Annotated in this window: 14 protein-coding genes; 8 read left to right on the top strand and 6 right to left on the bottom strand. The window is 66.2% G+C overall.

Translation table 11 applies throughout. The features are described 5' to 3' along the window. Positions 1–196: 196 nt before the first annotated feature. From queC to AB0D14_RS27425, 4 genes are read left to right on the top strand one after another with little or no spacing between them, the layout of a single operon-like run. Positions 197–904 (top strand): 7-cyano-7-deazaguanine synthase QueC, encoded by a 708-nt coding sequence (gene queC, locus AB0D14_RS27440; RefSeq protein ID WP_360739284.1) that lies wholly within the window; start codon positions 197–199, stop codon positions 902–904. A gap of 2 nt (positions 905–906) precedes the next feature. Beyond that, entirely contained in the window at positions 907–1,542 is a 636-nt protein-coding gene (queE, locus tag AB0D14_RS27435) for a 7-carboxy-7-deazaguanine synthase (protein ID WP_362784005.1), read from the top strand. Next, entirely contained in the window at positions 1,542–1,898 is a 357-nt protein-coding gene (gene queD / locus AB0D14_RS27430) for a 6-carboxytetrahydropterin synthase QueD (RefSeq protein WP_315892442.1), read from the top strand. The genes queE and queD overlap by 1 nt, the downstream gene beginning before the upstream one ends. Before the next feature lie 2 nt (positions 1,899–1,900). Continuing rightward, positions 1,901–2,668 carry a GTP cyclohydrolase, FolE2/MptA family gene (locus AB0D14_RS27425; protein ID WP_362784002.1) on the top strand — a complete coding sequence of 256 codons (768 nt, stop codon included), beginning with the start codon at positions 1,901–1,903 and terminating at the stop codon, positions 2,666–2,668. 177 nt (positions 2,669–2,845) lie between these two features. On the opposite strand, the gene AB0D14_RS27420 is transcribed toward AB0D14_RS27425, so the two are convergent. From AB0D14_RS27420 to AB0D14_RS27400, 5 genes are all read right to left on the bottom strand, one after another. After that, positions 2,846–3,832, bottom strand: coding sequence for a hypothetical protein (locus AB0D14_RS27420; RefSeq protein WP_362784000.1), 987 nt, complete (start codon positions 3,830–3,832; stop codon positions 2,846–2,848). Between the two features lie 4 nt (positions 3,833–3,836). Beyond that, a complete protein-coding gene (locus AB0D14_RS27415; RefSeq protein ID WP_362783997.1) occupies positions 3,837–4,163 on the bottom strand; it encodes a hypothetical protein in 327 nt (108 codons plus the stop codon). Between the two features lie 199 nt (positions 4,164–4,362). Then, complete coding sequence (locus tag AB0D14_RS27410) at positions 4,363–4,665, bottom strand: helix-turn-helix domain-containing protein (protein ID WP_362783994.1); 303 nt, start codon at positions 4,663–4,665, stop codon at positions 4,363–4,365. 418 nt (positions 4,666–5,083) lie between these two features. Continuing rightward, complete coding sequence (locus tag AB0D14_RS27405) at positions 5,084–5,647, bottom strand: flavoprotein (protein WP_362783991.1); 564 nt, start codon at positions 5,645–5,647, stop codon at positions 5,084–5,086. Next, positions 5,644–6,876 (bottom strand): helix-turn-helix transcriptional regulator, encoded by a 1,233-nt coding sequence (locus tag AB0D14_RS27400; protein WP_362783989.1) that lies wholly within the window; start codon positions 6,874–6,876, stop codon positions 5,644–5,646. Before AB0D14_RS27400 ends, AB0D14_RS27405 begins: the two co-directional genes overlap by 4 nt. Before the next feature lie 331 nt (positions 6,877–7,207). Between AB0D14_RS27400 and AB0D14_RS27395 the strand changes: the two genes are divergently transcribed. Further along, a complete protein-coding gene (locus AB0D14_RS27395; protein ID WP_362783986.1) occupies positions 7,208–8,065 on the top strand; it encodes a GNAT family N-acetyltransferase in 858 nt (285 codons plus the stop codon). Positions 8,066–8,428: 363 nt separating this feature from the next. After that, entirely contained in the window at positions 8,429–8,815 is a 387-nt protein-coding gene (locus tag AB0D14_RS27390) for a GNAT family protein (protein ID WP_362784229.1), read from the top strand. Positions 8,816–8,935: 120 nt separating this feature from the next. On the opposite strand, the gene AB0D14_RS27385 is transcribed toward AB0D14_RS27390, so the two are convergent. Then, positions 8,936–9,310 carry a GNAT family protein gene (locus AB0D14_RS27385; protein ID WP_362783984.1) on the bottom strand — a complete coding sequence of 125 codons (375 nt, stop codon included), beginning with the start codon at positions 9,308–9,310 and terminating at the stop codon, positions 8,936–8,938. Positions 9,311–10,001: 691 nt separating this feature from the next. On the opposite strand from AB0D14_RS27385, the gene aspS reads away from it, so the two are divergent. Continuing rightward, positions 10,002–11,324, top strand: a complete 1,323-nt coding sequence (aspS, locus tag AB0D14_RS27380; RefSeq protein ID WP_362783982.1) for an aspartate--tRNA(Asn) ligase — start codon at positions 10,002–10,004, stop codon at positions 11,322–11,324. A 589-nt stretch (positions 11,325–11,913) separates the two neighbouring features. After that, positions 11,914–13,918 (top strand): tetratricopeptide repeat protein (locus tag AB0D14_RS27375; RefSeq protein ID WP_362783979.1); only part of this gene is annotated, 2,005 nt, incomplete at its 3' end.

Below are 13,918 nucleotides of genomic sequence, written 5' to 3'. Positions count from 1 at the left end.
GGTCGGTAGCGATCTTGCCTGGAGCTCGGCCTCGGGCACAGCGGCCTTACGGTCCGTGCAAGTGATCACCAACGATAGTTGCCCCACGCAGCTCGACTCCCGACAGCCTTAACTAGTAACTTATCGCGGTTACTCTACCCGTCAGTTATCGCGCTAGTGTGCACGAGTACACGCAAAGCTAACTAGGGAGCAAGGCATGGGACGTCCCGCGATCGTTCTACTGAGCGGCGGCCTGGACTCGACGACAGTTCTGGCCATCGCCAAGGACCAGGGCTACACGCCGTACGCGCTCAGCTTCCGGTACGGCCAGCGGCACAGTGTGGAACTGGAAGCCGCCAAGCGCGTGGCAGAGACTCAAGGCGTAGCCCGCCACGTCATCGCAGACATCGACCTGCGAGTTTTCGGTGGCTCCGCCCTTACCGCTGATATCGACGTCCCGAAGCACGACTCGCTCGACGACGCCAGCAACAGTGACGCAGACAGCAGCGTGCCCATCACCTACGTGCCGGCACGTAACACGATCTTCCTGTCATTCGCCCTGGCTTACGCGGAGACCGTTGGCGCGAGCGACATCTTCACTGGCGTGACCGCCGTCGACTACAGCGGCTACCCCGACTGCCGTCCTGAGTACATGGACGCCTACGCCAAGATGGCGAACCTTGCGACCAGGGCTGGCCTTGAGGGAACTCAGGAGCTCAAGCTCCATTCCCCCCTCATTGCGATGTCCAAGGCCGACATCGTTCGCGAGGGCCTGCGCCTGGGCGTCGACTACTCCCAGACATCCAGCTGTTATGACCCGGACGAGCAGGGTCGGGCCTGCGGCCGTTGCGAGACCTGCCTGCTCCGCCTGAAAGGCTTCGCTGAGGCCGGTACCACCGATCCCGTGCAGTACCAGGGCGTCTGAGAATGACCTATCTGGTCAAAGAGATCTTCTACACCTTGCAGGGCGAAGGGAGTCACGCGGGCCGACCCGCTGTCTTCTGCCGCTTCTCGCGGTGCAATCTATGGACAGGTCTTGAGAAGGACCGGCATCGGGCGATCTGCCAGTTCTGCGATACCGACTTCGTTGGAACTGACGGCGAAGGTGGCGGCCGGTTCGCGTCCCCTGATGACCTCGCCCAAGCAGTCGAGCAGGCGTGGCCTTCAACCTCCGCGGAACACCGCTTTGTGGTGTGCACCGGGGGTGAGCCGCTTCTGCAGCTTGATGAAGCAGCCATCGAAGCTCTGCACGCCAGGGGCTTCGAGGTTGCGGTTGAGACGAACGGCACTCGCGTACCGCCGCAGGGCATCGACTGGCTCTGTGTCAGCCCGAAGATCGGGTCTGATCTGGTCGTCACAAGCGGCGACGAGTTGAAGCTTGTCTATCCGCAGTTGGGCGGAGACCCGGGCCAGTTCGAGAACCTCGACTTCCAATTCTTCCGCCTCCAGCCCATGGACGGACCCGACGTAGAAGCTAACACCCGGGCTACCGTCGACTACTGCATGAAGAACCCGCGCTGGATCCTCTCTCTCCAGACGCACAAGTATCTGGGAATTCAGTAATGGAAATCTTTCGCGAGTTCACGTTCGAAGCAGCGCACCGCCTGCCCAAGGTTCCAGAGGGCCACAAGTGCGCGCGCCTGCACGGCCACTCTTACAAGGTCATCGTCCATGTAGAGGCTCCCGTCGACCCTGAGGCCGGTTGGGTCATGGACTTTGGGGACGTCAAGCGAGCCTTCAAGCCGCTCGAAGCTCAACTGGACCACTACTACCTCAATGAGATCGAGGGCCTTGAAAACCCGACCAGCGAGGTTCTCGCCCGCTGGATCTGGGAGCGGCTGCAGCCGACGCTGCCTGCGCTCTCAGCCCTCACCGTCCGCGAGACGTGTACATCCGGTTGCACTTATCGGGGCGAGTGAGCATGCACGACATTCAGAATGAGACTGACTCTCGGGGCATCGAGATCGATCAGGTCGGCATCAGTGGCCTTCGCTATCCCGTGTACTTCGAGGACGGCTGCCTCCGTCAGGATGGCATCGCGGACATCGCAATCACCGTGCGGCTCCAACACGACCGCCGTGGCACGCACATGAGCCGCATGGTCGCCCTCGCGCACGACCACCTTCAGAGATTCGACCCCCGGCAGTTGCCGCAGGTGCTCAAGGCCGGAGCGGATCTGCTGGATGCGCCCGCGGTTACTGTGACGGTGGCCATGCCTATCAGCACGACGGTTGTAGCGCCGGCCAGCGGCCGTGAGTCGAAACAGGTTCACGACGTCCGTATCGAAGGGCACTGGGACAACGGTGACGTGACGGTGGCAACGGAAGTGACCAGTGAGGTCACCAGCCTCTGTCCATGTTCGAAGGCAATCTCCGACTACGGTGCGCACAATCAGCGCAGCCGGATTACGCTCAACGTGACGGGCCAGGGAGACGCCCCGTACCCCCTGCCGGTCCAGAGCGCCGTGCGGTTGTTGACGTCCTCCGCTTCGGCGCCTGTAGTGCCTTTGGTCAAGCGCGCAGACGAGCGTGTCCTCACCATGCAGGCGTACGACCACCCTGTATTCGTCGAAGACATGGCCCGCGACGTCAGCCTTGCGTGCCGGGATCGAGGCCTTCGCCACTCGGTGCGCATCCGCAACCTCGAAAGCATCCATAGCCACGATGCTGTCGCATACGTCGCTGGATAGTGTGCGCACTTGATCTACTGTCGCGGTGAGACGAAGCAGCGCCTTGTCCGTCATTCGCGTCTGCGCGAGCGGTCTCGACGCGATCAACGGTCACAGGAGGCAACGGACAACAGCTCGCCCCCACAAGGAGTAGTCGACGATGGGGCAGGCCAGCGCACATCCACAGCCTGTGGACGATCAGAGCTTCCAGTCGCGCCGGGCTGCCAGCCAGCGCAGAGTGACCTCGCCGCACCAGGTCTGGTGCTGGCGAATGTGGGGCGACCAGTCCGCCGGGGGCTGTGCGCCGGAGACGATAAAGAAGCCCGCGAGGGCGGCCAGAGCCGCGTCGAGCTGTTCTCCGTCGACTCCACGACCGGTGGGGTGTTCCTCGAAGAGGGTGGTGGCGTCGTGGCCATCGGCGTGTGCGGTGGCCAGGAGCAGCACGAGGTCGAACCAGCTCGCTGCGAGGCAAGGCCAGTTCCAGTCGCAGATCCAGGCAGCGCCTCCCGTGTCGATCAGGACGTTGTCCTGACGTAGGTCATGGTGGAGGACAGCATCGCCGGCCACGGCTTGCCGCCAGTGGGTTTCCAGTTCGGCCAGGGCGTCGAGCCTGTCGGTGGGTACCCATTCCGGCAGGATGATCGGGCTGGTGGCGCCGCCGGTGAGGTCACGCCAGGCTGCGAAGTCACTGCCGTCACCGATCGGCTTGAGCCCGACCTTTTGGAGTGCCGCCGAGGGCGTGGAGAGCGCCTCGGCCTTGATCGTGCAGGCGTCGAGGGTTGAGGCAAGCTCGTCAGGCTTCCAGGGCGCGGCAGGCATGCGTCCTCCCTCGATCGCGTCGAAGCCAAGGACGATCCATCCGTCTTCCGTCTCCTCGGTCCACCGCAGGCGGGGTACCGGAACCTCGATCGGCAGGGCCTGGTTGATCAACGCCTCGCGCTGGTAGCAGTCGGCGATCACCCCGTTGTCGTTGGCATTGACTGCCTTGACGAACTCGGGCTCGCCAGCTCCACGGAGCACAGCGGCGAAGCCGCTGGTGAACCCGCTTCCGGCGCTCGGCCCTGCATCCACTACACCACCCAGGCGCCGGGAGATGAGCCGACGGATGTCCTGGGGGAGGTCGTCCCAGCGCGGGCGTACGGCCGTGGAGCTGTACTGGAGGCGCGGAGTGTTGATGTTCGGCATCCCCTCACAGTGGAGGAAGGCATTGCCCCTGCGCGACGGGTTTCTCGTACGGGACTGGGCTGATCCATCCGGTGGTGGCCACTACCTGGCGCGCGATGTCCACGACGGACCGGCTGTCGGTCGCTACCCGCGCGATATCCGCAGGTGCTTGCTCGTCCAGTAGCCGTGCCTTGTAGGCGCTGCTCTCAATCTCCTTTTCGAGCTGCGAGCCGAGCTCCCGGCCCGCCAGCCGTTCGCCGGCAGTGGCGTCGGTGGCGGTGAGTAGGACTCGCACGAGCCGCGCATCCGGCCCCATCACGCGCTCGAACATGCATACGGCATCGGGCAGCACACTGAGGGAGTTCCTGTAGATAAGTCGCCTATACCCGAGTTCTGCATAGTGCGTCCACATGGCGGCAAGGTTTCGCTCGACGATTGCCGAGCAGCGCGGATCGCCCTCCGGTGCGGTTTGGGCAAGCTACGACGTTGTGTGGGCTGCGAGGTTCCAGGCGGTGGTGCTGTCTTCGCAGGCGGCGACGAAGATGGCGAGGTCAGCACCGCGAGAGAGACGTCGGCGCAGAGCCACGAGGCTGGTGATTGATGCTGGGCCGCAGCATCGGTCCGGTGAGTTCTGGTGGAGCTTGCAGGCCATCCAGCAGTTGAATGATCTTGTCGATGTTGGTCAGTTTGCGGGCTCCGGACTCGAGCATCGACAGGAAGGCTTGGCTCAGGCCGGTGATTGCGGCTATGTCGTCTTGGCGGATCCCGCCGTGCTGTCTGATCAGCTGGCACATGCGCCCGAACTCGCGGTTGACCAAGGCTTGCCGGACATCGGGTAACTGCCAGATGCCCATGGGGACGGTGCGCGCGGTCCCTGCCTGGTGCCGGGTGTCACGGCTGCAACCGGCACACAGGTCTTCCCCGTTGTACCGGCTCAGACGGCATCGGCAGAGGCTGCAGAGCCGGGTGACGCCAGCAGGTGTGGGAGTGTCCGCGACGATGTGTTCCGTGCCTGACGGCGATAGGGCGGCCTCTGACGAGCGTCGAGACGAGTAGTCACTGCCGGCCATCTCATCCGCGCGTGGGCTCGGGCAGCTCCTGGATGCTTCGCCCCAGGCCTTCGCGCCGGGGAGCGCCGTGCTCAATCCCTGATCGGGCACCGGTTGCCTCCGTTAGTCCGTGATGCCCTCAGGCTGACGCCAGTCATGACGAAGGACCCGGACAGATTGTCCGGGTCCAATTTCTCTTGGTTTTAGCATTATTGATGAATCGTCAGGCGACAGTTCTGCCGGCCTCATCCAGTACGGCTTCCCACGGGTACCGACGCCCCGGCATCCCGGCCCGCGGCTCGGCGAGCGGCCACACCTCGTCTCCGTAGATCAACCGCACCCCCGAATCGTGAAGGGCTTTGATGTGTCCCTCCCATGCGGGGTGGCGAGCATGCGCGGCGTTCACCCGGGGCCAGACGACTACCGGGAGGTCCAGTGTCCCGATGGCCTCGTTGACCTGTGTCAACGCCTGGTTGTCTGAGATTCCCAGGGCGAGCTTGGCGACGGTGTTGGCACTCGCCGGGGCGACGACGTAGCAGTCCACTGGCGGATGCGGCCGGGAGTCACCCGGCAGGCGCGGTTCGGCCCGTACGGGAAGGCCGGTCAGCCCTTCGAGCTCCGCGGCCTCCCCGCTCTCGCGGAGCCACTGACCCGCGGTCGGCGTGAGCGTGACTGCGACAGTCCAGCCCCGTTCGAGCGCCGGGACCACGAGCCCTGTCCGCAGTTCCTCGACCCCGCCGGCGCTCGATCCCACGACGCCCAGCACCTTGCCTCGCACCGAACTCACTGCACCGCCCTGCATCGTTGTGCCATGGCCAGCAGCTCGGACGAGCGGCTGCCGCCCGTGACCGGGGACTGTTTCCTCAGGTTGCGAAGGGTCTCACGTACGCGTGGATTGTTCCTGACGAGCTGCGGCGAGGTGCGTTCGGCCTCCCGCAACTCGCTGAATGACTCATCAACGCGACCCCTGAGGCAGAGGCCGCGGGCATAATCGATGCGATGGGACACGGCGCGTTCCGCCGGCATGTGGGAGACGTCGATATCGCCATGCTCGACGACGTACGGGATGTTCTCCAGGTCAAGCTCGATCGACAGGCGGTGCAGCTCGACGTTCGTCGGACCGAAGCACGTCTGCCAGTGGTTCTCGTCGGAGCCGAGCCGGTCGGCGAGCCGCTTCGCCTTCTCCAGCAGGGAGTTGGCGGTGTGGCGATCCTGGTGACGTGCGGCGGCCACAGCGGCTCGCAGATGAATCATGCCCAGCAGGCTCAAGGCGGCCGGATCGTCGTCGTGAACCTGTCCCGCGAGCCAGGCCGCCGCGGTATCGCCCAGTTCGAGGGCGTCCTCGTAGCGCCCGTTGGCCAGCAGTGCGTGCGTGCCGGAGCGGGCAGCGGACACGAGCGACAGCGGGTCCTCGGATTCGTCGGCAGCCCGCATGGCTCGCTCGGCCGCGAGCCACGACAGGTCGGACTCGCCGACCTTGGCGAGGGTGGTCGCCGCCAGGTGATGCGTACGAGCCGAGACGGCGAGGCCGCGTCGGCGCTGATCGCCACTCGGAAGGTCCTCCAGCTCCTGGGCAGTCCTGAGCAGACCGGGCAGGGCGGCGATGACATCCCCAAGAACGCCGGCCTGGTAGTCGCCCCAGCTGCGTTCGACGAAGACCTGCGCCTGATCCGGCTGAGGCAACTGCCGCTCCGCCGTACGACCGAACAGCAGCTTCGAGAGACGCCGAGGGCTCATCAGCGCATCGCGGACGGCCGGCACGTCGTCCATGTGCTTCTCCCCGTCCTCCATCAGGACGGGCTGCCCCATCAAGTCGCCGAGCGGGACCCGCAGCACACGGGCGAGTTCGGCGAGCTTGTCGATCCTTGGCGGCTTGCGCACACCCCGCTCGATCTTCGACAGCCAGTCGGTGCTGTGACCGACGAGCCCGGCGAGCACAGGCTGCGTATAGCCCCGGCGCTCGCGGTAGAACGCGATCCGCTCTCCGACGCTGAGGTGATCCCCAAGACCACGCATGCGCGCTGCCTCCCCGACGGTTGGTCCGTCATCCACGTTAGCGGCCGAGCAGGAGCTCGAGAGCAGGGAGCGATTCGGGCTGCCGTGCCGTCCTCAACATCCGCTATCGGACCTAGAACGGGCCGGACACTCTGTCCGACTACCCCAACCAGTCCACGAGCAGCCAGACTGTTGCACGTCCGCGGACAAGTACCTGCACGACAGCCAGGCGACGGACCTGAAGCCCGAGTAGTTGGTGGAGTCATTGGGGAGGCGGTGTCCTGACCGCCCCCGTCACCTCGCCCGTCGGAAAATCACGGGCGCAGCCTGTGCACACGCGGGATCATGAGGCATGCGCCCGGACGACTGGCACCTCACCGATGACGTCGACAGCTTCCTAGACCGTGCAGGAGACTTCCTGCACTCGCGCCCCGCCCTGCACACCATCCCCCTGACAGTGACCGAGGCGCTGCGCACGCGCGGACCGCACGCATACGGTGCCGAAGCCCCCGCCTTCGGCATGCTGGAGAGGGCGGGTGAGATCCGCGCGACCTTCTTCCGGACCCCGCCCCGCCGCCTGAATCTCACCCCTCTCACTCCAGAGGACGCCGACACCCTCGCCGCCCACCTGGCCAGTCTTGGCCGCACCCTCCCTGGCGTCAGTGCAGATCACGAAACCGTCACCGCCTTCGCCGAGGCTTGGCAGCGGCACACCGGCGCGACGCCGACGATCCACGAGCAGCAGCGCCTGTACCGCCTCGGCAGGCTCACCCCGCCAGAGCCGCATCCGGCGGGCCGGGGGCGAATCGCTGGCGAACAGGACCGCGATCAACTCATATGCTGGTACCAAGAGTTCGTCGCGGACATCGGAGGAACTGCCTCCGCAGACGCCGGCTCCTGGGCCGACACGCGCATCACCCACGGACGAGTCACATTCTGGGAGACCCCGGACGGCGTCCCCGTCTCCATGGCAGGCATAACCCCGATGGTCGCCGGCCAGATCAGAGTGGCCCCCGTCTACACCCCAGCCCACCTACGCGGCCGCGGCTACGCGGGCGCCGCGACGGCCGAGGTCAGCAGGACGGCACTGGCAGCGGGCGCGACAGAGGTGCTGCTGTTCGCTGACCTGGCCAACTCCACCAGCAACGGCCTGTATCAGCGGATCGGATACCGCCCAGTGACGGACTTCGCGTTGTACGACTTCTCGTAGTGCTTCATTAGGTTCGGGCTCGATTGACTCCTTGTTGCCGCTGCATCTGATGGCCTCATATCCTCGATCGCAACGCGTTGATGGAGACGAGTAGCGCACCTCCTAGCTATCCAAGGACCTTCGTCCCGAGATTGAAGTGTTCAGTTCGACGCCCACTCCCTCATTGCCCGGATAGGGGAGCCGAGTAGAGTCCCCAGCCATGTATCCGGTCCAGCACTCCACCCCACGACTGTCTCTTCGGGAACTCACCGTCGACGACGTCGACGGCGTCCTGGCGATCTACGGTGATCCGGAGGCCACCCGGCACCTGTCCTTCGAGCCTCGAACCCGCGAGCAGGTTGAGGCTCTCGTCAGGGGGGGGCGATCGCCGCGTCCGGCGCTGAGCCACGCACGGAGTACGCGCTGGCTGTCTCTCAGGAGACTGGTGATCTGATCGGCTTCGCCCGTCTCGCCATGGACCCGCACCAGCAGCGAGCCGCAACGCTGGGGTTTGCTCTGCGTCCCGATGTGTGGGGCCAAGGCCTGGGCGTAGAGACGGTGCGGGCCGTTCTGGCTGTCGCCTTCGGCTCACTGGATCTTCACCGAGTGTGGGCTGCGCGCTCTCCGGCGAACACGGTGTCGGAGAAGACTCTGCTGCGCGCGGGCTTCGTGGAGGAGGGCCGTATCAGGCAGCACGTATTCGTTCATGATGCGTGGCGGGACTCTGTGACCTGCGGAATCGTCGAGGCGGAGTGGCGTGCGACGTTGTGAGTAAGCTGCTGTGACGTCGAGGCGGCGGGCGCGACGCCAAATGGCGGGTCCGCGCCAGAGGCCCAGGCGGAAGCCGGAGGGCACGGTCAGGGCAACGTCGACTGCTCGCCGTCCAAGCTCTCACCAGGTGCGACGCATGAACGCTGCCCGATCAAGCCGCCAGATCTGGTGCACGCCGCTCTCTCCTGGCACCTGGGGCACCCTCGTTCGCACATGGCTCCGAGCGAAGCCCAACCGCTCAGGGATGCCGCGGCTGGCGTGGTTCAACACGTCGTGGTCAATCTCTACCCCCTCGATGCCGGGGAGTTCGAAGGCTTGGCACGTCAGGGCGGCGACCGCAGAAGTCGCCAGACCGTGTCCTGTGTATGCGGGGGCCAGCCAGTTAGCCGTAACTGCACCCTGCCTGGGCTGACATACAGACGGAATAGGCTTCGTGTTCTCCCTCCCAGAGTTGTACGGCCTCGAACGTGGCCCTGTCTGGCGTCTTGAACACATACTTGACGCTGCGATCGGGTGCTCTACTGGTGGAGACCACCTCTATCAAGCCGCCACTGCGGGGTGAATCGCCCATCGTGCAGATCTCTTCTCTAGAAGTTCGTGCACACCTTGCCGCAATCTACCGACGTGCGATTGCAGCTTCGGACGTCAATTCTCCGCAAGGCCGGAATCTCCCTGTCGGATTACTGTTGGCGCCAGTGGGTAATAGCCGTGAAAGCGGACTGGTGCTGCACCAATACACTCTGACTCTCGGCGCAGAGTACAACCCAAGAAACCGAGCTCAAATTACAGCAGTAATATTCAGAGGCTGGAGCGGCCGGGCAGCGACGTCGACGGACGAGCTGAGCCACTGGGGGTCTGATGGCTTACTGCGAAATCTTGCCGCTCTGCCCTCCTGGCCCGCTATGCTCAGTACCAACGCGTTGACGGAGACAAGTAGCGGCGGGATCCGCGAGCAGAGAGAACTGCCGGTAGCTGTGAAGGCAGTCTCGTGCCCCACGTGAAGACCCTCCCGAGCGCGGGGAGAAACGGCCGATCGACTCTGCCCAATGCCCCGCCGACTGGCCCCCGTGACCGGGCCCGAATGAGGCCGTCGCCATCTGGTGGCGGCAAAGGCGTGGTGGCACCGCGAGTCCCCTTCTCGCCCACGCCCTCAAGGGATCATGACGACGCCCCTGGAGGGCCCGAGATGATCCACACGACCACCCGTGTATTGGTCGCCGACCTGCGAGAACATGTCGGCGAGACCGTTTCCGTCTGCGGCTGGGTGAACACCCTCCGGCTGCAGCGCAAGATGCAGTTCGTCATCGTCCGCGACCACACCGGAATGGTGCAGGTCACCCACAAGCGTGGCGGCGAGAGCGACAGCACCGAAGCCGCTCTGGAGAGCTTGACCACCGAGTCCGCGGTCAGGATCACCGGCCGCGTAGTCGACAACCCGATCGTCAAACTCGGCGGCCTGGAACTCGTGCCCGAGCAAGTCGAGGTACTGAACCGGGCCGAGACACCGCTGCCGATCGACGAACACACCGGCCTGGAGCACCGCCTCGACTGGCGGTTCCTCGACGTGCGGATGCGTCCGCAGGCGCAGCTGCTGTTCGCCGTGCAGACCACCCTCGAGCAGGGCATGCGCGAGTACGCCTACAGCCAGGGCTGCACCGAAATGCACACCCCGAAGCTGATGGGAACCGCGAGCGAGTCCGGGGCCGAGGTGTTCAAGCTCGGCTACTTCGATCGCTCCGCTTTCCTGGCGCAGTCCCCGCAGTTCTATAAGCAGATGGCGATTTCCGCCGGCATCGACAAGGTCTTCGAGATCGGCCCCGTCTTCCGCGCCGAGCCATCGTTCACATCGAGGCATGCGACGGAGTTCACCGGCGTCGACGTGGAGCTCGCCTGGATCGACGACGTCGAGGACGTCATGGTCTTCGAGGAGCAGATGCTCACTCACGCCATCGCCAAGGTCGCCGACGTTCACGGTGAGGCGATCCGCGAGACCTTCGGCGTCGACGTCACCGTCCCCACGACGCCATTTCCTCGGGTGACCATGGCCAAAGCCCAGGAGATCCTGCGGGCGGGCGGCTGGGACCCTGCGGGTGAGAAGGAGGACCTGGACCCGGAGGGCGAGCGCGGTATCTCCGCGCACTTCAAGGGGCAGACCGGGCACGAGTGGGTGTTCGTCACTCACTACCCGACAAGCATTCGCCCCTTTTACCATATGCGCCCCAAGGATGACCCGGGCTCGACGCTGAGCTTCGACCTGCTTTGGCAGGGCCTGGAGGTCACCACCGGCGCCCAGCGTGAGCACCGGTACGACGTGCTGCTCAAGCAGGCCGCCGAGAAGGGCATGAGCACCGAGCCGCTGCAGGACTACCTGAACGCTTTCCGCTTCGGCTGCCCGCCGCACGGAGGCCTCGGTATGGGCCTGGGTCGGGTGCTGATGGTCATGCTCGGACTCGACTCCATCCGCGAGGCCGCCTTCCTGTTCCGCGGACCGAACCGGCTCACCCCGTAGGCCTTGTCGCTTCATGCGATTGGGGCGGTCAGCACTCTGGCTGACCGCCCCAACATGTTCTGTTCAACGTACTTCGCGCGTACGGCGGTTCGTCGACTTCGGTCCTGGTGGCCAAGATCCCCGCACCGTCTTGCCCGTCCGGGAAGGCCCGCTGACGGCACCCCCGAGCGGTAGCAGAGAGTCCAGGCAGGCACCGTTGTTCCAGGAGCCGCACAGGTCCCGGTTGAGCGCGACGATACCCGCGGCCGCGATAGTGACGCGCTGCTGGATGAGTGGTTCTGTTCACGAGAACCAACAGCAGATGTTCACCACTTTGGGAGGCACCACAGCCGGCGATCGTTCGATTTCGCCGCGGTGAGGCCAGTTCTCTCCAGTTGCATTTCGATCTTGTATCCGTAGGGCAGAGCCGCCGTATCGACGGAGAGGCAGCGTGGCCTTGTCGACGGTGGCTGTCACGGCTGCGTACCGAACCTCCCAGTGCTGCCCGCTGGTCTACGTTGGTGGGCATCCTCGGTGTACCGGGAGCGATGGGGGCGGGGGAGTTGCGGGCATGGTGGGTGGGCATGTGGGGCGGGGTCGGTGGCGGTGGATGCTTGGCCGGCTGCTGTGGGCGCTGGTAGGGGCCGCGGTTACGGGCGGGGTCGCGTGGGTGGTCGCGCGGGTCGGGCTGGAGACGGCGGATCAGCTCTCCAGCGTGATCGGCGGGACTGTCGGCACGATCGGTCTCGCCGTCTCTCTGGTCGCCCTGCGCTCTCCCGTTCCCGCTGCTCAACCCCCTGCAGGCGCCGGAGCAAGTGGGCGTTGGGTGCGGACCGCCGCCGCTCACGCCTCCTACCGTGCTCCCGCTGTCCAGGCACCCGTCCGTGGCCGGGACAGCCAGCTCTCCGACATTCGCCGGCTGGCAGCTGGCCGGGACGGCGGGCTCGTCGTGGTCTGCGGGATGGGCGGGCTGGGCAAGACCACCCTCGCCGCCCAGGCCGCCCAGCAGACCGAGACGGAAGGGCGGGCGGTGTTCTGGGTGCGGTGGCAGGACGATGCCACCCGCCTTGCGCAGGACCTCACCCGCATCGCCCAGGAGCTGGGACTTGCGGAAAGCTGTCTCCATGATGCCCAGAGCGGCCGGGCCGCGCTGGTCGACGTGGTGTGGGAGCAGCTGGCCGCGGTACGGGGGTGGGTGATCGTGATTGACAACGTCGACACCCCCCGCAACCTCGGCCCCGGCGGCGAACTGCCGGGCTCCTACCGGGGATGGGTGCGCCCCGATGGCGCCGGACTGCTCCTGGTCACCACCCGCGACAGTGCGCGCGACACGTGGGGGCCCAGAGCCCGCCTCGTTCTTCTCGAGCCCCTGTCCGCCGACGCTTCGGGCGCGGTGCTGCGCGACGCCGCACCCGCCGCCGGCACCACGCAGGAGGCCGCCGCGCTCGGGGGGCGACTCGGCGGGCTCCCTCTCGCCCTGGATACCGCGAGGCGCTACCTCGCCAACCCCACCAGCCGCTACCGCACCTTCACCGCCTACCGGCACGCCCTCGAAACCGAGTTCGGCGACCTCCTAGGCGCCGAACACCCGCGGGCCGCCGTCCCGGAGGTCGCCCGCAGAGTGGTCCGGCACACCTTCGACCTCTCCCTCACTCAGCTCCACACCGATGGCTACACCCTCGCCCGCCCCGCCCTGTTCCTCCTCGCCCTCCTTACAGCCGCGCCCGTCCCCCGTGGTCTCCTGACCCCCGCCCTCCTCACTGAAGCCACCGGGCAGAGCGCCACGGCGGCCGAACTCGACGCCGCCCTCGCCGCCCTGCACCAGTACGGCCTGATCAACACCCCCACCGTGTCGGTGACAAGCAGCAGCGACGGGCATGCGCTCACGGTCGGGCAGGTCGTACTGCACCCTCTGGTCCACGAGGTCATCGGACTCACCGCGCCCCCTGGAACCGACCGCACCACCTGCCACACCGCCCTGGACACCCACCTCACCCGAACCGTTCACGACATCAACAGGGCCGGCCGCGCCAGCTGGCCCACCGCACGCCTCCTTGCCCCCCACCTCCCACCGCTCCTCCACCGCACACCCCCCACCGACTTCACCACCATCCGCAACGTGCTCGACAGCCTCGCCAGTACCCTCCGGGACGCGGGCGCCGCGGCCGAGGAACACCTGCTGCGCCAGGGTGTCCTCGATGCCCAAACGCGCCACCTTGGCCCTGACCATCCCGACACCCTCACGAGCCGCAGCAACCTCGCCGTCGCCCTGCGTGCGCTCGGCCGCTACCAGGAGGCCGCCGACCTCGATCGGCAGACCCTCAGCGACCGCGAACGCATCCTGGGCCCCGACCACCCTCACACCCTCACCAGCCGCAGCAACCTCGCCATCGCCCAGCGCGCGCTCGGCCGCTACCAGGAGGCCGCCGACCTCGACCGGCAGACCCTCAGCGACCGCGAACGCATCCTGGGCCCCGACCACCCTCACACCCTCACCAGCCGCAGCAACCTCGCCAACAACCAGCGCGCGCTCGGCCGCTACCAGGAGGCCGCCGACCTCGACCGGCAGACCCTCAGCGACCGCGAACGCATCCTGGGCCCCGACCACCCTCACA

Origin of the sequence: Streptomyces sp. NPDC048484 (genome assembly GCF_040651415.1) — a bacterium.
In the GTDB taxonomy this organism is placed as follows: Bacteria; Actinomycetota; Actinomycetes; order Streptomycetales; family Streptomycetaceae; genus Streptomyces.
Note: the sequence above shows the minus strand (reverse complement) of the source record. Positions and strands in the feature narration are given on the sequence as shown.

Excerpts from the sequence above, each read along its gene's own strand:
- queC (WP_360739284.1), top strand. The coding sequence starts at position 197 with ATGGGACGTCCCGCGATCGTTCTACTGAGCGGCGGCCTGGACTCGACG.
- queE (WP_362784005.1), top strand. The coding sequence starts at position 907 with ATGACCTATCTGGTCAAAGAGATCTTCTACACCTTGCAGGGCGAAGGG.
- queD (WP_315892442.1), top strand. The coding sequence starts at position 1,542 with ATGGAAATCTTTCGCGAGTTCACGTTCGAAGCAGCGCACCGCCTGCCC.
- AB0D14_RS27425 (WP_362784002.1), top strand. The coding sequence starts at position 1,901 with ATGCACGACATTCAGAATGAGACTGACTCTCGGGGCATCGAGATCGAT.
- AB0D14_RS27420 (WP_362784000.1), bottom strand. The coding sequence starts at position 3,832 with ATGCCGAACATCAACACTCCGCGCCTCCAGTACAGCTCCACGGCCGTA.
- AB0D14_RS27410 (WP_362783994.1), bottom strand. The coding sequence starts at position 4,665 with ATGGGCATCTGGCAGTTACCCGATGTCCGGCAAGCCTTGGTCAACCGC.
- AB0D14_RS27400 (WP_362783989.1), bottom strand. The coding sequence starts at position 6,876 with ATGCGTGGTCTTGGGGATCACCTCAGCGTCGGAGAGCGGATCGCGTTC.
- AB0D14_RS27395 (WP_362783986.1), top strand. The coding sequence starts at position 7,208 with ATGCGCCCGGACGACTGGCACCTCACCGATGACGTCGACAGCTTCCTA.
- AB0D14_RS27385 (WP_362783984.1), bottom strand. The coding sequence starts at position 9,310 with ATGTGTTCAAGACGCCAGACAGGGCCACGTTCGAGGCCGTACAACTCT.
- aspS (WP_362783982.1), top strand. The coding sequence starts at position 10,002 with ATGATCCACACGACCACCCGTGTATTGGTCGCCGACCTGCGAGAACAT.